Source organism: Sphingobacterium ginsenosidimutans (genome assembly GCF_039536865.1).
Taxonomy (GTDB): domain Bacteria; phylum Bacteroidota; class Bacteroidia; order Sphingobacteriales; family Sphingobacteriaceae; genus Sphingobacterium; species Sphingobacterium detergens.
Window position 1 is genome coordinate 329541 of record NZ_BAAAZK010000009.1, and the last position, 21342, is coordinate 350882.

18 protein-coding genes are annotated in these 21342 nt (G+C 39.1%); 5 read left to right on the top strand and 13 right to left on the bottom strand.

Going from position 1 to position 21342, the window contains the following annotated elements; translation table 11 throughout:
• Position 1: 1 nt before the first annotated feature.
• Together ABFX33_RS24790 and ABFX33_RS24795 are read right to left on the bottom strand one after the other, a co-directional pair.
• On the bottom strand, positions 2-1003 hold the full coding sequence (locus tag ABFX33_RS24790; protein ID WP_120261973.1) for a YihY/virulence factor BrkB family protein: 1002 nt from the start codon (positions 1001-1003) through the stop codon (positions 2-4).
• A gap of 35 nt (positions 1004-1038) precedes the next feature.
• On the bottom strand, positions 1039-2805 hold the full coding sequence (locus tag ABFX33_RS24795; protein WP_346088905.1) for an AMP-dependent synthetase/ligase: 1767 nt from the start codon (positions 2803-2805) through the stop codon (positions 1039-1041).
• A 169-nt stretch (positions 2806-2974) separates the two neighbouring features.
• On the opposite strand from ABFX33_RS24795, the gene ABFX33_RS24800 reads away from it, so the two are divergent.
• Positions 2975-3475: a hypothetical protein gene (locus tag ABFX33_RS24800; protein WP_120261971.1), complete on the top strand. Its 501-nt coding sequence runs from the start codon at positions 2975-2977 to the stop codon at positions 3473-3475.
• 69 nt (positions 3476-3544) lie between these two features.
• On the opposite strand, the gene ABFX33_RS24805 is transcribed toward ABFX33_RS24800, so the two are convergent.
• Complete coding sequence (locus ABFX33_RS24805; RefSeq protein ID WP_346088907.1) at positions 3545-5290, bottom strand: M61 family metallopeptidase; 1746 nt, start codon at positions 5288-5290, stop codon at positions 3545-3547.
• Between the two features lie 259 nt (positions 5291-5549).
• Between ABFX33_RS24805 and ABFX33_RS24810 the strand changes: the two genes are divergently transcribed.
• The gene (locus tag ABFX33_RS24810; RefSeq protein WP_346088908.1) at positions 5550-6416 is read left to right on the top strand and encodes an N-acetylglucosamine kinase; all 867 of its coding nucleotides are present in this window, start codon (positions 5550-5552) and stop codon (positions 6414-6416) included.
• A gap of 11 nt (positions 6417-6427) precedes the next feature.
• Positions 6428-6952: a glutathione peroxidase gene (locus tag ABFX33_RS24815; RefSeq protein WP_257087734.1), complete on the top strand. Its 525-nt coding sequence runs from the start codon at positions 6428-6430 to the stop codon at positions 6950-6952.
• Between the two features lie 186 nt (positions 6953-7138).
• Here ABFX33_RS24815 and ABFX33_RS24820 read toward each other — a convergent pair whose 3' ends face one another.
• Both ABFX33_RS24820 and ABFX33_RS24825 read right to left on the bottom strand, forming a co-directional pair.
• Positions 7139-8275, bottom strand: coding sequence for a serine hydrolase domain-containing protein (locus tag ABFX33_RS24820; RefSeq protein WP_346088909.1), 1137 nt, complete (start codon positions 8273-8275; stop codon positions 7139-7141).
• Positions 8276-8310: 35 nt separating this feature from the next.
• Positions 8311-9192 (bottom strand): LysR family transcriptional regulator, encoded by an 882-nt coding sequence (locus ABFX33_RS24825; RefSeq protein ID WP_346088911.1) that lies wholly within the window; start codon positions 9190-9192, stop codon positions 8311-8313.
• 156 nt (positions 9193-9348) lie between these two features.
• Here ABFX33_RS24825 and ABFX33_RS24830 point away from each other — a divergent pair, with 156 nt between their 5' ends.
• Positions 9349-10104, top strand: coding sequence for a class I SAM-dependent methyltransferase (locus ABFX33_RS24830; protein ID WP_346088912.1), 756 nt, complete (start codon positions 9349-9351; stop codon positions 10102-10104).
• Between the two features lie 354 nt (positions 10105-10458).
• Here the strand turns inward: ABFX33_RS24830 and ABFX33_RS24835 are convergent, their stop codons facing one another.
• Genes ABFX33_RS24835 through ABFX33_RS24845 form a run of 3 tightly spaced genes read right to left on the bottom strand, consistent with a single transcriptional unit; the run spans position 10459 to position 12940 of the window.
• Positions 10459-10914: an NUDIX domain-containing protein gene (locus ABFX33_RS24835; RefSeq protein WP_257087738.1), complete on the bottom strand. Its 456-nt coding sequence runs from the start codon at positions 10912-10914 to the stop codon at positions 10459-10461.
• 36 nt (positions 10915-10950) lie between these two features.
• Positions 10951-11697, bottom strand: a complete 747-nt coding sequence (locus ABFX33_RS24840; RefSeq protein ID WP_346088914.1) for a hypothetical protein — start codon at positions 11695-11697, stop codon at positions 10951-10953.
• Between the two features lie 52 nt (positions 11698-11749).
• Positions 11750-12940 (bottom strand): DEAD/DEAH box helicase, encoded by a 1191-nt coding sequence (locus ABFX33_RS24845; RefSeq protein ID WP_346088916.1) that lies wholly within the window; start codon positions 12938-12940, stop codon positions 11750-11752.
• A 278-nt stretch (positions 12941-13218) separates the two neighbouring features.
• Here ABFX33_RS24845 and ABFX33_RS24850 point away from each other — a divergent pair, with 278 nt between their 5' ends.
• The gene (locus ABFX33_RS24850) at positions 13219-15636 is read left to right on the top strand and encodes an alpha-ketoacid dehydrogenase subunit alpha/beta (protein WP_346088918.1); all 2418 of its coding nucleotides are present in this window, start codon (positions 13219-13221) and stop codon (positions 15634-15636) included.
• Between the two features lie 120 nt (positions 15637-15756).
• Here ABFX33_RS24850 and ABFX33_RS24855 read toward each other — a convergent pair whose 3' ends face one another.
• From ABFX33_RS24855 to ABFX33_RS24875, 5 genes are all read right to left on the bottom strand, one after another.
• The gene (locus tag ABFX33_RS24855) at positions 15757-16611 is read right to left on the bottom strand and encodes an ROK family protein (RefSeq protein WP_257087746.1); all 855 of its coding nucleotides are present in this window, start codon (positions 16609-16611) and stop codon (positions 15757-15759) included.
• Complete coding sequence (gene aroC / locus ABFX33_RS24860) at positions 16598-17704, bottom strand: chorismate synthase (RefSeq protein ID WP_108636941.1); 1107 nt, start codon at positions 17702-17704, stop codon at positions 16598-16600. Before aroC ends, ABFX33_RS24855 begins: the two co-directional genes overlap by 14 nt.
• A 215-nt stretch (positions 17705-17919) precedes the next feature.
• On the bottom strand, positions 17920-19170 hold the full coding sequence (gene aroA / locus ABFX33_RS24865; RefSeq protein ID WP_346088919.1) for a 3-phosphoshikimate 1-carboxyvinyltransferase: 1251 nt from the start codon (positions 19168-19170) through the stop codon (positions 17920-17922).
• The gene (locus ABFX33_RS24870) at positions 19170-20282 is read right to left on the bottom strand and encodes a chorismate mutase (RefSeq protein WP_108636939.1); all 1113 of its coding nucleotides are present in this window, start codon (positions 20280-20282) and stop codon (positions 19170-19172) included. The genes aroA and ABFX33_RS24870 overlap by 1 nt, the downstream gene beginning before the upstream one ends.
• A gap of 115 nt (positions 20283-20397) precedes the next feature.
• Positions 20398-21222: a prephenate dehydratase gene (locus ABFX33_RS24875; protein WP_077437425.1), complete on the bottom strand. Its 825-nt coding sequence runs from the start codon at positions 21220-21222 to the stop codon at positions 20398-20400.
• Positions 21223-21342: the final 120 nt, after the last annotated feature.

The following is a 21342-nucleotide window of genomic DNA, read 5'->3' on the forward strand; positions in this document are numbered from 1 at the left end:
ACTACTTTAAGACTTGAATCGTATCTCCGATATGGGCTTCTGCATCGGAGCCCATTTTCTTGACTTTTTCTGTTTGTTCAACAGCAACGGCAAATGCGGATGGAACAATACCCGCTCCAAATTTGATCGCATAAAACTTGGTAAACTCAGCTCCAAAGTAGAGTATTGCTGCGGAATAATAGATCCACAATAACATAATGATGATAGAGCCTGCGGCACCGTAAAAACTCGCCGTGGAGGAGAGGTTGAGATAAATCGAGATACCATAGCGACCCAGCATAAAAAGAAGGCCAGTGAAAATAGCTCCACCGAGCATATCGCGGAATTTCACCTTGGCATCCGGTAAGAATGAGAAGATAAATCCAAATAGTATCACAATGACAGAAAACGTAATGCCGGTATTTACCCAAGATATCAGGGCAATCGGAATAATGGGGAAATAGGTCATAACCAGGTTGGTGACCGCGACAATAACTCCGTTTATCATCAATGAAGCAATTAATAAGAAGCCTAAAGCAATCACGATGGAAAAGGAGATGAGTCTATTGATGATCAATTTTAACCATCCTTTCTTGGGTTTAGGCTTCACTTTCCAGATATTGTTTATTGAATCCTGGATATCGACAAATAAAGTCGTGGAGGAAAGGACCAAAGTAACAATACCGACTGTAATGCCTATATTGGATTTGTTTTCAAAAGTAATTTTCTGAAGATAGGATTGAATCTGCGTGGTCACACCCTGTCCAAAAAGTATCGTAACTTCGTCCAGCACTTCATCTTGTGCAGAAGAACCACTTTGAAGATGTTCACCATAAAAGAAACCGATACACCAAATGACGATCATTAGCAACGGACCGATCGAAAAGATCGTATAATAGGCTAGCGACGCACTTTTTTTCATGCACTTGTCATCATTGAATCCGTTGAAGGCATCAATCATGACCTGCCAAATATTTTTCCAGTACCCGAATGTAAATAAATCTTTTAGTGTAACGTGCTTCATAATAAGATTATCCGCTCCAATAATCGTGCAAATTGTTATTCTTGATTCTGTTCCACATACAATTTGTCGATCGCAGTTTCATTCTCTTTTAAAATAACTTTTCGTTTCAAACTCAATTTTGGGGTCAATTGACCTTCATTTATTGACCATTCTTTTGGTAAAAGAATAAATTTCTTGACAATCTCCCAATGGCCAAAGTTACCTGATAATCGGTTTATTTCCTCTTGGTATTTTTGAACAACGTCGGAATTTTTGATAAGTTCTTCATTTGAACTACTGGATATCCCTTTTTGGGCAGCCCATTTTGAAAGGACATCAAAAGCAGGTACGATTAATGCACTCGGAAATTTGCGATTCTCGCCGATTACCATTACCTGGCCGATCAAGGTTGATTCCATTAATTTGTTTTCAATAGACTGCGGTGCAATGTATTTTCCGCCAGCTGTTTTAAACATCTCTTTCTTTCGATCAGTAATCTTTAAGAAACCATCTGTCGTAATTTCGCCAATATCTCCGGTTTTGAAGAAACCATTTTCATCGAAAGCTTCCTTAGTGGCTTCCTCGTTTTGATAATAGCCTGTAGTTATACTAGGGCCTTTCACTAGGATCTCACCATCTGATGCGATTTTTACTTCAAGGTTTTTAAGCGGTTTTCCAACTGTTCCAAATTTTAGTCCATTCGGTAGATACGAGTTTACGGCTATAACAGGAGATGTTTCCGTCAATCCATATCCTTCAAGCACCTTGAGGTCAGCAGCCCAAAATATACGCGCTAAGCGCTCTTGAAGGGCGGCACCGCCTGAGACAATAATCTTAATATTACCTCCCAATGCTTCCTGCCATTTAGAAAAGATCAGCTTACGGGCAATGCCCAGTTTAATCGAATAGAGCATGCCATTTTTGCCTGGCTCCTGGAATTTTAACCCTAAGTCTACTGCCCAGAAGAATAGTTTCTTTTTAATACCGGTCAGTGCTTTACCTTTTTCAATGATCTTGTCGTAGACTTTTTCCAGTACACGTGGTACCGTTGTAAAGACATCTGGTTTTACATCGTTAATATCAGCAACGACATTATCCAGGGTTTCTGAGAAGTAAATTTGAATCCCCTTTGAATAGTACATATACACAACCATACGTTCGAAAATATGGCATAACGGAAGAAAACTAAGTGCAGTTTTGAAATCCTCCCGTATCAGGTAATTGCAGGCGGTGACATTGCTATAGACATTTTTATGAGATAGGTAAACACCTTTGGGACGCCCTGTGGTGCCAGAGGTATAAATCAAGGTCAATAGATCATCTTCGGTAACACTATCTCGATGAGTGGACAGATCAGTCGTATCTCCTTTTGCGCTTGCAATTAACTCAGTTAGAGGAGTATGATTTTCAATCTGGTCAAAGGTATATACCTGCGGTTGTATGCCATGTTCCTTGATCGCCTGCTCAATACGGGCAGTCAAGTCTTTATTGCTTACAAATAACACCTTAACATCGGAATCGTTCACAATAAATGAAAGATCTTGTGTAGATAATGTCGGGTAGAGCGGGACTGTTGCAAGCCCGATTTGATTGCAGGCAAAATCAACCAAGTTCCATTCCGGTCTATTACCGGACATTATTCCGACACGATCCCCTTTCTTAAGCTCCAATTTCAATAGAGCCCTACTCAAGGAATCAATTGCCTCCGTATATTCTTTGGTGGAGTAAGTTTTCCAGTTGCCACTGGAATCTCTGCCCGCCACCATAATGTCCTTTGCGTATTTTTCTTTATATAAGGTTATAAAGTCAAAAATTCTGCCCATATCACTTGAGTTTATTTGGTTATCACTATTGACTTAAATATAAAAAAAATATCAGAAATAAAGTTGGAGATATTGGGATTAATGTCATAACAAATTAAACATTGTGTCGTTATAGCTGTAATTGTTACTTTTGAAAGATATAAAGTAGAGTATAAAGCGTTCAATTTTTATGAGAAAAATATTTTTGGCTGTCGGTGGAATGCTGATGTTTGGTGCGTTATCCAATAAAGCTGTAGCTCAGCTGGATAATAAAGGCGCTATTGGTGGGCGGTTTGGTTCTGCTCAAGGGATTACTTATCGTCATACACTTAATTCAAATCATGCGTTAGAAGGTATTATGAGTATTCAAAGCAATTCTGATTTCCGCCGATTTCGTGTAGTTGGATTGTATGAAATTTACAAACCTTTAGCGACAGGTTTAAATTGGTACTATGGTTTTGGTGGAAGTATCGGATCGTACAAAGAAAAAGACAAAATTATAAATGGTCAACGTCAATCCTTTGATTCACATCTTAATTTAAGTATAGATGGTATTGTCGGGATAGAGTATAATATTCCCCAAGCCCCATTTCAGATTTCATTGGATGTAAAACCTTATTTTGATTTTTTGAATGAATCCAGCCTCAAGATATTTGATCCTATTGGATTCTCGGTAAGATATAAGTTTTAAAATTAACAGAAAGAGCAGAAATATATTTCTGCTCTTTCTGTTAAATGGTACAGTTGACTAACGTTCACATTAAGCCATCCAGATTTTTCCCAACAGTTCCTGCAGAAAGGTTTGGTCTTTAAGCGGACGGATTTCATGAATCTTCTTGTTATTTTTTCTGATTTGAACGGGTATCTCTCGAATTAAGCCGTCTCTTGCAATAAGGAAATTCAATATTTCACCATCAGTAGCATGTTGGATGATAAAATCAATTTCCTTGTCTTTTAAATCAAGTCTGATATTATTGATTGCAATTAATTCATCTCTGACATTTAAACCAGCATCGTAGGCACCTGTTCCTTTTTCAACAGTCGCAACACTGATTACACCATCTGCTTTGTTGGTCGTGATACCCAAGGTTAATGTGTCATTATCTTCGTTGGTATCCACAATTTCATATCCTACCAAATTAAAATAAGCGTTGTAATCGAGTTCGCCATCCTGATGTGCTGCCTGGAATATATCATCCAGCGAGGTGCCAGCAATACGCTCCGCGAGGCTCTGAAACTCTTTTTCTTCAAAGCCACGGTCAAGTTTTAAGAAGAATTCTTCATAAGCAGCACGGAGGATGTCGTCTAATTTTATTTTTCCATCTGTGGCTGCTATTACTTTGATATCAAGCAGGGCGGTAAGCATAGCCCCTTTGTTATAATAAGAAATAGCCGAATTAATGGCATTTTCATCTGGTCTATAATATTTGATCCAAGTATCAAAGCTTGATGCAGCCGCAGACTGTATCTCATGTCCTGGACGGTTCAATATAATATTAAAATCATTGACCAATAATGAAAGGTATTCCTTTTCATCATAGAACCCACAGCGTTTGATGATTAAATTATCATAATAGGAGGTCACCCCTTCCATGATCCATAATCCTGTGGTATAGTTCTCCCCATCATAGTCAAATGGGCCCAATGCCTTGGGGCGAAGACGCTTTACATTCCATAGGTGGAAATATTCATGGGCTACGAGGCTCAGATATGTTTTGTAGCTGTGTTCATTGCGATATGCATTTCTCGAAGCCCCCAGTACGGTAGAGTTGAGGTGCTCAAGACCGCCACCACCAGATTGATAGTTGTGTGTGATAATGACATAACGTTTGTTGGGGTTTGATCCCCAAATGCGGGTTTCTTCTTCCACAATACGTGTAATGTCTGTGGTAAGACGTTCTTTGTCATAGGAGCCACCACCCACCATTGCGCACTCATGTTCTACGCCTGCAGCATGAAACTTCCAAATATCCTGGTTGCCTACTTCAATCGGACTGTCATATAAAACGTCAAAGTTGGGCGCATGGAAAGTATGCTGCGTCAACCGTTCAAGTCCTGTTGATATACTTTTCCAGGTTTCTTTTGGCACAATAACGATCGTCGAAGGGACGTTAAGATAGCCTTCAATATGTAGAAATGTTGCTGTTGGGACGATAAATGCGTGGTCGCTGTCGAAAAAATTTGTACGGACAGAGACCTCAAAGCCATATACCGAATAGTGGACATCTATCTGATCCAGTGCATCTATTGTAACACGCCAAGTATTTTTTGATATTTTGCTGAAAGGAATGGGATTTCCATTGGCATCGACAGGTTTAAATCGCTCTACATTTTTTGCGTATTCACGAATTAAGTAGGAACCTGGTGACCAGACTGGCATTTTTAGATCAACATAGGGTTGATTGAGTTTTTTGATGCTCATCTTTACGTCAATGTAATGAGCTTGTACTTCTGGAAATGATACCTCAAAGTTTATTGTAGGTACATTTAAATGGTCACTATCCATGAAAAATAATTTTAGTATGCGCTTACAAAATTAAAAGTATCTTATGCTTAAATCAAACAAAAAAATGTTTTGTTGGTTCTTCAATAGCTTATTAGATCCGTCTTACTTTGATTGATTCAAAAAGTCTCATTGGATTGTAAAGATGTCACATAAGAATTCCAAGATACGTATTTTCTTTAAGAATCGTCGTTTCAGTTTGGAGGTAATTTTTGTATATTTGATACACTAGTTTATAAGGGGAAAATAATCAAGAATTTGTATGATCTTAGTTGTTGATAGTGGCTCGTCAAAGTCAGATTGGAAATTGGAATTGCCTGATAGTGATCCTATTTCGTTCAGTACAAATGGACTCAATCCTTTTTTCGTTAATGAAAAAGAAATCACACGGGTTATTAAAGAAATACCTGAAATAATACCCTATGCTGACGAGGTTACAGAGCTTTATTTTTTTGGGGCGGGCTGTATTACCCCTGACCGTCGTGAAATGGTTTCAAATGCATTGACCCCTTTATTTGAAAATGCTTATATCGCAGTTGAGAACGACCTTTTTGGTAGTGCTTTAGCAACCTGTGGCAATAAAAAAGGTTATGTAGCTACACTTGGTACTGGATCGGATCTTAGCTTTTTTGATGGTGAGGAGCTCATGGCCTCCCACAATGGTAATGGTTATGTGCTGGGAGACGAAGGTTCGGGCGCTTACTTCGGTAAAAAGCTCCTACGCTTATTTTTATATGGGCGTATGCCAAAAGATTTGAATGAGAAATTCGCCGTTAAATACCGTATAAATAAAGAGGTTGTTATCAAAAATGTGTACCAAAAAGAACGGCCGAATGCTTTTTTAGCCTCCTTTGCACCATTTATGTCTGATAATATTACCCATCCATTTATTATTGATCTGGTAAAAGGTGGTTTTGAAGAGTTTGTTCAGGCCTCTATTTTGACTTATGCGGATTATACACAGTATGAGTGCCACTTTGTTGGCTCAATTGCTTATAGCTTTGATCTGTTATTGCGTGAAGTGTGTGAAACACATCAGATCAAGGTCGGAACAATACTAAAGTCACCTATTAACGAATTGTTCAATGCGGTGCTGGAAAGAGAGAGTAACTCATTGTTGAGTCTTTAAATTAAATAAATATGATCGTAGCAACTATTATGGTGTACATGTCAATGTTATTTGGCAATCCCGAAATTTATAATTTCACTTTTAAGACGCTAGAAGGGCAGGAGGTGAAAATGTCCGATTTCAAAGGAAAGAAGATATTGATTGTCAATACGGCTTCTAAATGCGGTTTTACGAAACAGTATAAGGACCTGGAAGAACTACACAAAACATTTGGCGACAAATTGGTTATCATTGGTTTTCCGGCGAATAACTTTGGACAGCAAGAACCTGGCTCCAATTCAGAGATTCAGGAATTCTGTGAACAAAACTATGGTGTAGACTTTTTAATGGCTGAAAAAGTGGAAGTTAAAGGGGATCAGATTTCACCTTTATTTAAATATCTGGTCACACAGGAAAATCCCGATTTTACAGGAGAGATTAAATGGAACTTTGAAAAATTCCTGATCGACGAAAATGGTAAATTAGTACATCGCTTTCGATCAGCTACCAATCCACTGGATCCAGCGATTGTAAATTGGGTAGGAAATAAGAAATAAGTAAAAAGCAAGAAATACAGCTATACCCCCAAATAGTGTTCAACTATTTGGGGGTATTTTTATGGCTGAAAGACAGCGGGATGATTCTGAAAGTGCTCCAACTCTTCTGCTTATCAAGCCTTTTTTTCGCAGTTAAAATAAACGATTGAAAATAAAAATTGTGGAACTTTTTTACTGAATATTAGCCTATTTTATATACGTGTCATATAAGGCGCGGATGCAGTCTTTGAGCAGTGGATTAAAATTTTCGCTATCAGGTATGTTGCAACCATTGGTGATCACTACAAATCCATATTTTTTTACAGGATTGAAAAACATTGCGCTATATAAGCCGTAAGCAGATCCCGTATGTCCCGTTAATGTAACACCTGGAATTACCGTATTTTCGTTCATAATGGCGAGGCCATATCCTGCATCGCTATTAACAGCTGTTTGCATGATCTTTGCATATTTTTTATCCATTATTTTCTTCCCGCTAGCCACCCCATAGTTCATATGCATCAGCATATATTTTGCGAGATCGAGTGTCGAGATCTTCATTCCACCAGTCGGGGAGAGGACAGGAGTCGTATAGCCTAATTGATAAGCTGCAAGTTCGTCACGCCTTGGTGCATATGCATTCGGTTCTTCGATAATATTAGCGTTGTTATCGAATGAATATAAAGGGACTAATCTCGAATGATCTAGCGAGTCAACACAATATCCACCATAAAGATGCAATGGCTTAAGAATGTTTTTGGAGATGTAGTTATCAAAACGCATCTGCGTCAATTTTTCCAATACGGCGCCAGCCATATTAAAATTTAGATTACAATACTGATATTGACTGCCTGGTGTATAATTATTATAAGAACTTTTCCAATTCGGATTTTTGGTTGGATTGATCACATCCAGATTAAAATAACCGTTTTGATCATTAATGCTCGAGGTGTGAGAAAGTATCATTCGAAGGGTAATTTTTTCCTCGGGATAATTTGGATTTCTAATCGGAAAACCGATAAGATCTCCGAAATCATCATCTAAAGAACATCGCCCCTGCTTCAAAAGTTGCATAAAAGATGTCGCGGTAAATGACTTTGATATGGAAGCGATCCGAAAGATATCATTGTCATCGAGCAAAGTCTTGTCCTCGATACTTTTGTTACCATAACTCTTATGAAAATAAATCTGGTTGTTTTTTACCAGCACTACACTAAGTCCTATTGCTTGATATCGTTGCATAATAGTTTGCAATCGTTGGTCAATTTCTGAAGTCTCTTGTCCGAACAATAATACGGGGAGTAACAGCGCTAAGTGAAAGATGATAATGATAGTCTTTTTCATAATGTCTACGGGAATAAAATAATCAGGGTTGGTTACTAACCTTTATTGAATTTAAGATATTCTTTTTGAATACATTGAATAAATTCAGCAAGAGCACTATTCTTACTTTTTATATTCGAAACCAAAATTACCTCTGTTTTACTATCTACGTCATCAAGTTTCAGGATTTTCAATTTTAAATGTGGATACTGTTTTATCGTGGATGCCGGGACCACGGCCAAACCTAATCCCTGTGAAACGAGTTCAAGGATAGAAGACATAGAATTGCTTTGGTGCACAATTTTGGGCTCAAACCCCATGCGATTACAGGTATTGATTGTTAGGCGATGATATTCAGAAGCATATTTTTGATTGAAAGAGATAAAATTTTCATTGAAAAAATTGATGTTCTTAAAGTCTACTTCCGTGGATCCAGCAATAACCATGGGATCTTCAAATAGGGGAGTGACGAGCAGTTCGCTCGCGTAAATAGGCGCACGCATAATGCCGAGATCCAGTTTTCCATTTTCCAGGGCTGTTTTCTGTTTTTGTGTTGATGTCTCAAACAAGCTGACCCGTAGATAGGGGAATTTTTGTTGAATCTGTTTCAAGACGGTTGCCAACATCTGCTTTGGTGTGGAACTGATATAGCCCAATTTAAATTCGCCTGAAATATTGTTATGGATCTGTTTTGTGATCGTTTTGCTATGCGCTAAGTTTTGAAGTATCTCAACAACCTCTTCCAAAAAGTATTTACCGGCTTCGGTCAGTTCTACCCTTTTGTTCGTTCTGAAAAAGAGTATAACACCCAGCTCATCTTCAAGATCTTTGATTTGTCGACTTAACGGTGGTTGGGACATAAATAACCGCTCAGCAGCCCTTCCGAAGTGGAGTTCCTCGGCTACTGTTTTGAAATAAATAAGATGTCGGATTTCCATTGATACTTTTTTGGTATGAATCGATGACAAAATAAATATTTTTAATGAATTTGAGTTAATCCTACCTTTAAATAATTAAAATTTATAGGTGATATCAATGCATAGAATGCAAAAAGCGCTTATGAAAATAACTTGGATATTCGATATTTCCATGGAATGACAAACCGGGCATTTGAGCTCACAAATATTTATTTAGCTATGAGTAAGGCAACATTACAAGAAATTGAAACGCGATTTGACAAAGATGTCGAACGGTTCTCTAATTTAGAAACAGGTCAGGCGACTACATTGGATGCGGTCTGGAATATGGAACTTATAACAGACGCAATTTCATCGCTCTACCCGAATCTTGAGCAGGTGTTGGATATCGGCTGCGGTGCAGGTAATTATGATGTGAAACTGCTTCAGAAAGTCAGGTCCAATCCGGATGTTACCTTGGTCGATCTGAGTTTGCCAATGTTGGAGCGAGCCAAAGAACGTGTTGGCGTACTTACAACTGGCGCAGTTCATTTGATTAAAGGCGATTTTCGACAAGCCGATCTGTCTGAGGAGAAATTTGATGTGATTATTGCGACAGCAGTTTTGCATCATTTGAGAGACGATCAAGATTGGGAGACAGCATTTCGCAAACTTTTTAAACTTCTCAAAAGCGGGGGAAGTGTATGGATTTTCGATTTAATCGAACAAAATAGTGTCCCTCTTCAACAGCTGATCTATCGTGAGAAATATGGTGCGTACTTGACTAAATTGCAAAACGAAGCATATTGTGACCATGTTTTTGCCTATGTAGAACATGAAGATACGCCGCGGTCCTTGGTCTATCAGCTTGAGCTATTGGCTAAGGTGGGATTTAAAGATATAGATATACTACACAAAAATTTGTGTTTTGCTTCTTTCGTCGCATTCAAATAGTAATCTTGCTTGATAATAATACGACAAAGCAGACAAAATGCAAGGATAAATGCTGAGTATGGAAACAGGCAATAAAATGAAAAAAATAAGGCGATACGGGGAGTATCGCCATAAAATCACACTAACTATTAAAAAACCTATAGGACTAGGAATTTACAAATTCAATAAACCAATGTCTGTTTGATATCACTTCCCCCTGCACCCATCTCGTCTTAGCGAGATATCAAAAAAATAATAAAATGTAGCTATTAAGGTCAATACTTTAAAAAAACAAAGTATTTCCATTGGTTTACGTAAAGATATATGTTTATTTTTTAAATACAAATAAAATCGACGAAAATTAGAAATTTATTATCATTTGATTGTTTTCAAAAATTCCAACCAAGCGATTTGATCGGTTTTGAATGTCAGATCTTCTATGGAAAGTGTATGTAACGGAACCCAACGGAAGGATTGACGCTTATTATCTTCAACTTTCTGATCCAGATCAAAATCAAATGCTTTAGTCGTCGTTCTGATCTGAATGGTCGAAGTATTTTTGACCTGATAATAAATTGATATGATCTGACTATCGTTGAAGCTTGATTTTTCGTAAAAATCAGTGGTATAGATATGCTTAACGACGTCAATGTCAAATGCACACTCTTCTTGATATTCTCTGATTAAAGCCTCCAATAGACCTTCGCCGTACTCTAACCCTCCACCGGGGAATTTGGTAAATGAAACATTTTCCGTTCTTTCATCACTGATCAGCACTTCCTCTTTCTCGTTGATCAATATCCCGTATACTCTTACGTTAAATGGAAACATTATTTATTCTCTATTTATATAATCAAATTTTTTCTTCTATAATGGCATGAAACCATTTTCAACCGCAAATTCATCCAACCCGATATAGGAGTAATGTCTTGGTAAAAACCAGCCAATTGCTTCCATGATATTCGTAAATTCTTTCTCTGTTCTAAACTGATTGGCTACGATATTAAATACCAGATCTTGAGAGGCCTTTTCTTCGTCTTTATAATTACGTGCGATAAGCATAATTTTGGCATTCTTGACACCATAATAATCCAGAAACTCACGAAGCTGTGTACGAACATGATAAGGTAGGATCGTTTCGGCGGGTTGGCCAACTAAAATTTCTTCATCTTTACCGATTGTGGTTTGCTCGTTTTTTTGCGAAAAAATACTCTCGTCTGTATAAAACTCTTCATTCAGGAAATAATTGACCAGATCGCCATAGGTAAATATCCAGTCTGGATTTTCATTTTGTGTATTAATGGCAATACCAAAGCCTTTTGGTAGTACAAAATCCTTTAAACGGTTTTTGATCACAAAGGCCTGAAAATTCTGATCTTTGGGGACACTTTCCAACTGGAAATAAGGAAATCCGTCCGGACCAACGACTACTTCGGTTTCGGCGAGTTTTAATGTACACTCGGCGATGTTATTTAAGAAGGTATCACGCCATAATTCATCCCGCTCTGCAAAAGGAACCTCCATCAGATTATTAATGATGATGGTTTTTTCCAGATCCCCTAAGCGATTGTCGTTCGCATTGTTACTATCGTCAAATAAATGTATTGTACTCATCTTGGACTGTGATTTTGTTAATTGCAGGTAAAAGTAAAAGAATAATTATAATTTAACGACGTTTTCTTGATTTTGATTGTCCTTTTCGGCCATTGTTTTGGCTACTGGATAGCATTTTCTCCCAGCTCAATAAAAATGGATGTTGATCGTCAATCTGTATCTGTTTATTTAGTGACAACTGTAGTTTGATCCACTTTTGGTTGTCTTCGGCGTCGCAGAGTGTGATGGCCGTACCGTCAGCCTGAGAGCGGCCTGTTCTTCCGATACGATGCGTATATACCTCCGGAGAGTCCGGTACTTCATAGTTTATGATAGCTTCCAAATCGGGGAAATCTATGCCCCTTGCTAGCAAATCTGTGGCAATCAAAACCCTGTTTTCTTTATTTCTAAATTTAGCGACAATGTCCTCGCGCTGCTGTTGCGTCTTATCACCGTATAGTGCTAGTGCCGAAATACCATTTCGATGAAGATCTGCTTCAATCCGTTCGACAGCATGTACCGTCCGCGTGAAAATAAGGGCTTGTGATTTAATTTTGTTTTCAAGAAGGTAACGGACTAGATTTTTCTTGTCATTTTTATCAACATATAATACATACTCGCTTATTTTTCCTTTTTTTAGATGATCTTCTACTCTGACTTCTATTGGATTTTTGAGCCTTTTTTGAATGATCTTATCCATTTCTGCTGTGCGTGTCGCCGAAACAAAAATAGACTGTCTTTCGGTTGGAAGTGCCTGTATAATTTTATTGATTTCTAATGCAAAACCAAGATCGAGCAATTGATCGAATTCATCAATGACTAGGGTGTTTATCGCTTTTAGATCAACAAGCTGTTGTTCCAAAAAGTCAAGTAATCTGCCTGGAGTAGCTAGGATCAGCTGAGCTTTAGGATAGGCCGCAAGCTGGCTTTCGTAAGTTCCGCCACCATAAAAACTGGCAATATTGAGACCTGTACCCTCAATCAGTTTAGCAATTCGATCTTTCGTTTGGATACAGAGTTCGCGTGTTGGAAGTAGAATAAGAACGGAGGCAGATTCTCTTTGTTCTTTTTCTAATAAATGTTGTACGATCGGGATGGCAAAAGCCTCGGTTTTTCCGGTTCCCGTAGGGGCAATCGCCAGACAATCTTCGCCAGCTAATATAGCAGGGATAGCCTGTTCCTGGACAGTTGTTAATACCGAAAGCTTTTGTTTCTCAATGTTGGAAAAAAGGAGCTTATTGAGTTGTAGTGTCGAAAAATTCACAGTAAAAAGTTAAAATTTAAAAAAAGAACTATCTCAATCTCGAGTCTTTGTCTTAGGAGATCATGAAGCTATGAATTTCTGATCCCTTGCCGCTAGCGTTCAATCCCTATCTATAATAATTAAAAATCTGCAAAAATTAGGAATTTTTCTCAAAAAGTACTAATTTGAGAAATTAGAATATTCTATTTCAAATACGAACTATTGATTGTCAAATTATTTGACAAACACCAATTATATAGAATAATATTTTTGTTAAATTTGTTGAAACAAAAAAGAATATGTTTGATACTGCATTTGACCAAAACAATGAATCTATTTCCACTTTGAGCTTTGACGAGTTCAGAAAGATTATTGTGAATGATTATCGGACCGCCTTGGAAAGTCGTTACGTAAGTTTATTGGGACGTAAGGAAGTGCTTACTGGTAAGGCGAAGTTTGGTATTTTTGGCGATGGAAAAGAATTGGCACAAATTGCGATGGCTAAGGTCTTCAGAAATGGCGATTGGCGATCGGGATATTACCGTGACCAAACATTTATATTTGCTTCAGGCATCAGTGATGTCTATCGTTTTTTTTCTCAATTATATGCACATCCAGATGTTGAAGCTGATCCATCCTCTGCCGGTCGACAAATGAACTGTCATTTTTCTACACGGGTGCTGGATGATCAGGGGAATTGGCTTGATCAAACGGTGCAGAAGAATTCCTTTTCGGATATATCTACCACAGGTGGGCAGATGGCAAGAATATTGGGGCTAGGATTAGCATCTAAATTATATAAACAAAATAGAAACTTGGATTATTTGTCCTATTTCTCGAATAGGGGAAATGAAGTTACCTTCTGTACAATAGGTAATGCTGCAACTTCAGAAGGTGTATTTTTTGAAGTCGTCAATGCTGCCGGAGTACATCAGATTCCAGCGATTATTTCTATTTGGGATGATGGTTACGGAATCTCGGTATCGAATGAGACCCAGACCACAAAAGGTGATATTTCTGAAATACTGAAGGGTTTTCAAAAAGAGGAACTGACAAACGGAATTGAAATTTTTAAAGTCAGAGGTTGGGATTATGCGGGCTTGTGTGAAACATACGAACAGGCCGCAAATATTGCAAGAGAAAAGCATATCCCATGTCTGATCCATGTGACTGAATTGACACAACCGCAAGGGCACTCGTCTTCAGGATCCCACGAGCGTTATAAATCTCAGGAACGCTTGCAGTGGGAAACGGACTTCGATTGTATTGCGAAAATGAAAGAGTGGATACAAAGTTCGGGTATCGCTACAGACGAAGAATTGGATCAACTGGATCGTGAGGCTAAGGATTTTGTTCGCCAGGAACAAAAAAGAGCTTGGACTGATTATATCAGAACTTTGGCGTTTGAAGCAAAAGAAGCTATTGATCTATTGTCACGAATTCCAAATGAAAAAGCGGACTTCGCAGCAAAAAAACTGCAATCGATGGTTGAACCCTCTCTGAAAGAGGTGTATGGTCAGGTTCGGAAGATCCTACATGAGCTAAAGGGAAAAGACACAGAAGGCCGTCAGGAATTGTTGAATTGGTATAAGGTTAAACAGGAGATTAACGAAAAACGGTATAACTCCAAATTATTTACGGATGGCGTTGATTCTCCCTTCAATGTGCCTACAGTGGAAGCGATTTATAGTGAGGATTCTAAAATTGTAGATGGTCGGGAAGTCTTGAATCTTTGTTTTGAAGAAAATTTTCAACGTGATGAACGTTTATTGGCATTCGGGGAAGATGTAGGGAAAATAGGAGATGTTAACCAAGGATTTGCAGGTCTACAGGATAAGCTCGGTGCACATCGCGTATTTGATACCGGGATCCGCGAAAATTCAATTATCGGTAAAGGGATCGGATTGGCAATTCGTGGGTTAAAACCAATTGCTGAAATTCAATACTTAGATTATTTGATTTACGGTATCACTGTTGCCAGTGACGATTTAGCCAGCTTAAGTTACCGTACTTTCGGAGGGCAAAAAGCACCGGTCATTATCCGTACCCGCGGACACCGATTGGAGGGAGTATGGCATTCGGGATCACCGATGTCTGTGATACTGGGCTCTTTAAGAGGATTGCATGTCTGCGTACCTCGTAATATGACACAAGCTGCTGGAATGTATAATACGCTTTTCCGCTCAGATGAACCAGCTATTGTTGTTGAATGTCTGAATGGATATCGCCTTAAAGAGCGTTTGCCGGAGAATGTTGGTGAATTTACAGTGCCAATAGGTTATGCTGAGCGCATTAAAGAAGGACAGGATATCACTGTTGTTTCTTACGGCTCAACTTTGCGTGTTGTCGAAGAAGCAGCCGTAGAATTAGAACGTTTGGGAATATTTATCGAGATTATTGATGCGCAGACCTTGTTGCCATTTGATAAAGGACAATTATGTGCGGAGTCTCTGAAAAAAACAAATAAGTTGTTAGTGGTAGATGAGGATGTGCCTGGGGGCGCTGCCGCATTTATACTGCAGGAAATACTTGAAAATCAAAATGGTTATTATTTACTTGATAGCCAACCTCGGACATTGACTGCAAAAGCGCATCGCCCTCCTTATGGTTCGGATGGTGATTATTTCTCAAAACCATCTTCGGATGATGTTGTAGAGACGGTATATGCAATCATGCATGAGGCCAACCCAGAAAAATATCCATCTATGTTTGAATAAATGGATATTTCTTTGGATTTGTTATTTTAGTAATACTATTCAAAGAGCTGCTTGCAAGAAGCTCTTTGAATAGTATTCTTTTTTAGGGAGAACGCTATTTTGTGTTTTTAAGTCCCTAAACTAACTAAAAATACTTGCGGCACCGATCATGGCTGCTTTTTCACCCAATATAGCTGTATAGATAGTGAATCTATTGAATTCTTTCCGATCCGCGATAAAGATAGGAAGTGCTTTCGCAATATTGCCACCAATAATAAAGAGATTAGTCTGATATTTTTCTTCAAAAAATTGCATAAAATCGAATAGATGTGTTGCGTATTCATCTTTGATTGTTGCGAATGCAGCTGTTTCTCTATGATTGTCCAAAATTTCTTTTAAACCAGTGACATCTTTCCCAGTGAGCTCTTTAAACCGTTTGACAAACCATCTTGTCACAAGATATTCTTCAAAGATACTTTCCTGATAAGGTGTATTCCAAAGGTCTGCATCGAAGGCCTTCTCGCCCTTATTCCATACCGAAGATCCTAAGCCAGTCCCTAATGTAATCCCGAGTATTCTCGGATTGGTCTGAAGGTTCTGTACAAATATTTCACCTTGTAGGAAAGCCGCTGCATCATTGATAAAGTGAATAGCAGTAGAAGGTAAACCCAACTCAGCGGATAAAAGGCTTTTAATGTCCTGATCGTACAAGTTGTCGTACTTGCTTTGCCCTAACATTTTAGAGATGCCATTTTCATAGTCAAAAGGCCCCGGCATTGCTATGCCAATGAATTGAATAGCAGTGGGTGAGGTGGTAATACTATCCTGTATTGTGGAAGCCCAGGTGTGTAAAATCGTTTTAGCATCTCCTTGAGAAAAAACGTGGTTTCTGACCACGTTCTCTAAATGTATATTCCATTGTTTGGTATCAATGATACAGGCAGAAATATGAGTGCCTCCAATATCAACACCTACGACATAATTATCTTGCAGCATGTTTGTAACTTTGATGTTTAAGTAGATGATCCGCAATCACAAGTGCCGCCATGGCTTCTACAATAATTACCGCTCTCGAAACAACACAAGGATCATGTCTTCCCTTACCACTTGCGATGGCTGGGTTGCCATGGATGTCGACTGTTTCTTGATCTCTCATGATGGTTGCAACAGGCTTAAATGCTACTTTAAAAGTAATATCCATACCGTTTGATATGCCGCCCTGTATTCCCCCAGAGAAATTGGTATGTGTATGCACTTGATTTAAATCATGGTCATCTGCTACAAATATATCATTATGTTCGGAACCTCGCAACTCTGAACCTGCAAAACCTGATCCATATTCAAATCCATGTACAGCATTGATGCTCATCATCGCTTTCGCGAGGTCAGCATGGAGTTTGTCAAATACAGGTTCTCCAAGTCCAACGGGTACATGTCTTACCACGGCCGAAATGCGTCCCCCTACTGTATCACCTGCTTTTCTTACTGAATCTATAAATTCGACCATTTCATTGGCTGTAGCTGGATCAGCACAGCGTGCGATATTAGATTCCCGAAGCTCAAGCAGGGCTTTAAGATCTTTGGTGTCCAAATTGGGAGCTTCGATCGTACCTACACCCGAAACATGCGCGAAGATTTCGATGCCAAATTGTTGTAAAAAGCTCTTTGCAACAGCACCTGCAGCAACGCGGGCGGCTGTTTCCCGGGCTGAGGAACGGCCACCACCACGGTAGTCACGGATACCATATTTCATCTGATAGGTGAAGTCCGCGTGGGAAGGCCTGAAGATATCTTTAATGTGGGTATAGTCCTTGGAACGTTGATCTTCATTTGGTATAACAATGGCAATCGGAGTTCCGGTCGACTTCCCTTCGAATACGCCCGATAATATCTGAGCGGTATCACTTTCTTTTCGTTGTGTGGTAATTCTGGACTGTCCGGGTTTCCGTTTATCTAGTTCAGACTGTATAAACTCTTCGTCTATCGTTATATTTGAGGGGCAACCATCAATAATTACACCGATCGCTTTTCCGTGTGATTCGCCAAAAGTGCTGATTCTGAATAAATCGCCAAATGAGTTTCCTGCCATAAGAATTAAATTTCAATAAACTTAGATAAATTTGCCTTTAAATGCAATGAAAACACTACTGTAAAACCTGACTTTATCAATTTTGATTATTTTCAATCATGACTGCGTCTGTCCGTGGGTAGTATTTCTTTTGTTGCCATTAAAGCCATTAATAGCGTGTATATAGGTTATAAAACCTGGAAGTATATAACTGTATTCTCCCAGGTTTTTAAATATTAGTCAATGATAAAAGATTGGTCCTGTAGATGTTTCCAGAAATCAGGATACGATTTTTCTACAACCATTGGCTCCGCAATCTTGATCTGGTCAAAAACCAATGCAAGGGGGGCAAACGCCATTGCCATACGGTGGTCCTCATAGGTGTCAAAGGTCACCTCTTTTGGCTGGAATACCTCTGCTGTTTTAAGATGATAGGTTTCGTTATCTGCTATCAATTCAGCGCCAAATTTTGCTATTTCAGTCTGGAGAGCCGCGATACGGTCCGTTTCTTTGATCTTTAATGTCTCAAGACCTGTAAAAGAAACGTCACGACCTAAAGCTGCAGCGACAACGACGACAGTCTGTGCGAGATCGGGGCATTCTTTGAAATCAAATAACGTTTTTTCCGAATCTATTGCTGTTTTATGAAGATGCAAGCCATCGGCTTCAAAACTGGATTGCACGCCAAAATGGGGCATGATATCGACAATTGCAATATCTCCTTGCAGACTGTCTTTTTTTAGCCCAGGTAAGACGATAGATGCTCCGTCTTCTGCCAGCGCTACAATAGCATACCAGTAAGAAGCTGCACTCCAATCTGGCTCCACATAAATTGTGCTTTTTGAAAAAGTCTGCGGGGCAATATGTATTTCATTCGCTGTCCACTCATGCTGTATGCCTACGCTTTTTAGCATATCGAGGGTCATGGATACATAGGGTCTGGAAGTCAGTTCGCCCTCGATTTCCAATGTAAGCCCTTTTTTCAATGCGGGAGCAATTAATAGCAGCGCAGAGATGTATTGGCTACTGATATTTCCTTTTATCCGGACACGGTCCTTTCCTTGAAATATGCCGCCTTCTATTTTTAGGGGCGGATAGCCGGCTTTTTTTTCATAATGAATGTCGGCGCCGATTTCCTTCATGGCGTCAACCAATATACCTATTGGCCGTTGTTGCATGCGTTCGGTCCCTGTAAGAATAAAGTTTCCTTGAACAAGGTTCAGGTAGGCCGTTAAAAAGCGCATTGCTGTACCCGCCGGACCGATGTCAATCGTGTTGTAGCCGGGTTGAGGAGCTGATGCAATCTGCAATACACGGTTTAACGTCACCGTATCGGCAGCCTCGGAAAGGTTTGCTATATCAACTTGCCCCTTGCTCAACGAGTGAATAATAAGAGCACGGTTGCTCTCGGATTTTGATCCTGTCAGTTGAACCGTGCCTTTTATTTTTTTTGATGGGTGCGTCAGCTTGATGACTTGTTGATTCATTATGCTTCTGCTGTTGGTTGTTCCTGTGAATTCATTACCGCGTTTTGTTTACGGATAGATTCGTTGTGAATTAATTCTAGGAATTTTGTTGCAAATTCACTGCCCAAAGAAAGTGCTTCAGCAAGTTTTGTGCGTTTTTGAACAATCTCATCCCAACGGTTTACCTGTAAGATCGTCACATTGTTATCGCGTTTGTATTCACCGATTTTCTCTGCAATTTTCATACGCTCGCCGATTTTTTGGATAATTAGATCGTCCAATTTGTCAATGTTGCTACGCAATTCGGCTAATTTATCCTCGAATGAAGGGTTGTCAGAATCAGCTTTACGTAATGTTAAATGATTGATCAACTCTGCTAGGGCTGCTGGCGTAACTTGTTGTTTAGCATCAGTCCATGCAACAGAAGGATCAATATGTGATTCGATGATCAAACCTTGCATATCCATATCCATTGCTTTTTGTGCGATGTACGGTAACAATTCGCGGTTACCACAAATGTGGCTAGGGTCATTGATGATCGGCAAATTAGGGCAAGCAGTTTTTAACTGGATGGCTAAATCCCACATCGGCTCATTGCGGAATGCTGTTTTCTCGTAAGAAGAGAATCCTCTGTGAATAGCACCTAATTTTTTGATGCCAGCGCGGTTGATACGTTCCAAAGCACCGATCCACAGTGATAAATCTGGGTTAACCGGATTTTTTACGAAGACTGGTACGTCTACTCCCTGTAGTGCATCGGCGATTTCTTGCACCGTGAATGGGTTTGCAGTGGAACGTGCACCTACCCAAAGTACATCAACACCAGCTGCCAAAGCTTCTTCAACGTGTTTTGCTGTCGCAACTTCTGTAGCTGTCAATAAACCTGTCTCTTCTTTCGCTCTCTTCAACCACTCCAAACCAATGGAACCGATACCTTCAAATTCACCTGGACGAGTACGTGGTTTCCAGATTCCTGCACGTAAAATATTTACTTTTCCAGTGTTTGCCAATAGATGAGCTGTAGATACCAGTTGTTCTTCTGTTTCTGCACTACAAGGGCCTGCGATAATTAAAGGTTTGTCTCCAGTATCCAACCATGATTTCAAAGGAGTGATTTCTAATGTATTTTTCATCGGAATAAATTTTTAAAGGTATTTGAGTCTGCTAAGCTGTTATGCTTGTTTTGTAAGTCTTTATAGCTCCGACAGATTCAGGGTAAGTTGATTTTTTTAATTATTAAATTGTTGATTATAGTTTCTCGTTTTTGATGTATTCGCCCATAATATTGAAATTGATACTATGTTTGAGTACTTTTCGGATCGCAGCCTCATAGTCTGATTGTTTTTTCCATTCAACATCAACGAAAAAGTCATATTCGTTGCGTTTTCCGATAACAGGCATAGACTGAATCTTGCTCAAGTTGATATTTTGCTCAGCAAAACACTGTAAAATTGTCGCTAAGGAACCAACCGTATTCCCTGTTTGGAACGATAAGGATGCTTTATTGGCATTTTTATGTTCGACCACCTCATTCGATAGAACAAGAAAACGTGTTGCATTCTTTTTATTGGTTTCGATTCTTTTTTCTAGAATCTCAAGCCCATAAATTTCAGCAGCCAAAGTGCCCGCAATAGCAGCTGTATCAGTCAATTTCCGTTCTGCAATCATCTTTGCTGTGGCCGCTGTGTCTGACCCTTCGGTAATACGTACACCCTCCAACTCCGAAAGAAATTCTTCGCATTGACGGATCGCGATCGGATGTGATTCGATATGTTTGATGTCTTTCAATTTAACACCCGGTAATACCATCAGATTCTGTTGAATGTTGAGATAGACTTCTCCTGTGATATGAAATTTATAATCCCGAAGCAGATTGTAGTTTGGTAACAGACTACCCGCAATCGAATTTTCAATCGCCATAACAATGTAATCTACTTTTCTTTGCTTAAGCAATTCACAGGTTTTTTTGAATGAATCGCATTCAACAATTTCGACTTCGCGTCCAAAATATTTAAATGCTGCCTCCTCGTGAAATGAAGCTTTTGCTCCTTGTATCGCAATTTTTAAACTCATTTTTTTGTTGCTATTTTGCCCTTAAACAAGAAAGAGTCCCGATGATCTAAACCGGGACTCTTTCTTGTTATATTTTAATGTATACACAATCTAATCCCGGCTCTTATTTTTAAAATAAAA

Excerpts from the sequence above, each read along its gene's own strand:
- ABFX33_RS24790 (WP_120261973.1), bottom strand. The coding sequence starts at position 1,003 with ATGAAGCACGTTACACTAAAAGATTTATTTACATTCGGGTACTGGAAA.
- ABFX33_RS24795 (WP_346088905.1), bottom strand. The coding sequence starts at position 2,805 with ATGGGCAGAATTTTTGACTTTATAACCTTATATAAAGAAAAATACGCA.
- ABFX33_RS24800 (WP_120261971.1), top strand. The coding sequence starts at position 2,975 with ATGAGAAAAATATTTTTGGCTGTCGGTGGAATGCTGATGTTTGGTGCG.
- ABFX33_RS24805 (WP_346088907.1), bottom strand. The coding sequence starts at position 5,290 with ATGGATAGTGACCATTTAAATGTACCTACAATAAACTTTGAGGTATCA.
- ABFX33_RS24810 (WP_346088908.1), top strand. The coding sequence starts at position 5,550 with ATGATCTTAGTTGTTGATAGTGGCTCGTCAAAGTCAGATTGGAAATTG.
- ABFX33_RS24815 (WP_257087734.1), top strand. The coding sequence starts at position 6,428 with ATGATCGTAGCAACTATTATGGTGTACATGTCAATGTTATTTGGCAAT.
- ABFX33_RS24820 (WP_346088909.1), bottom strand. The coding sequence starts at position 8,275 with ATGAAAAAGACTATCATTATCATCTTTCACTTAGCGCTGTTACTCCCC.
- ABFX33_RS24825 (WP_346088911.1), bottom strand. The coding sequence starts at position 9,192 with ATGGAAATCCGACATCTTATTTATTTCAAAACAGTAGCCGAGGAACTC.
- ABFX33_RS24830 (WP_346088912.1), top strand. The coding sequence starts at position 9,349 with ATGACAAACCGGGCATTTGAGCTCACAAATATTTATTTAGCTATGAGT.
- ABFX33_RS24835 (WP_257087738.1), bottom strand. The coding sequence starts at position 10,914 with ATGTTTCCATTTAACGTAAGAGTATACGGGATATTGATCAACGAGAAA.
- ABFX33_RS24840 (WP_346088914.1), bottom strand. The coding sequence starts at position 11,697 with ATGAGTACAATACATTTATTTGACGATAGTAACAATGCGAACGACAAT.
- ABFX33_RS24850 (WP_346088918.1), top strand. The coding sequence starts at position 13,219 with ATGTTTGATACTGCATTTGACCAAAACAATGAATCTATTTCCACTTTG.
- ABFX33_RS24855 (WP_257087746.1), bottom strand. The coding sequence starts at position 16,611 with ATGCTGCAAGATAATTATGTCGTAGGTGTTGATATTGGAGGCACTCAT.
- aroC (WP_108636941.1), bottom strand. The coding sequence starts at position 17,704 with ATGGCAGGAAACTCATTTGGCGATTTATTCAGAATCAGCACTTTTGGC.
- aroA (WP_346088919.1), bottom strand. The coding sequence starts at position 19,170 with ATGAATCAACAAGTCATCAAGCTGACGCACCCATCAAAAAAAATAAAA.
- ABFX33_RS24870 (WP_108636939.1), bottom strand. The coding sequence starts at position 20,282 with ATGAAAAATACATTAGAAATCACTCCTTTGAAATCATGGTTGGATACT.
- ABFX33_RS24875 (WP_077437425.1), bottom strand. The coding sequence starts at position 21,222 with ATGAGTTTAAAAATTGCGATACAAGGAGCAAAAGCTTCATTTCACGAG.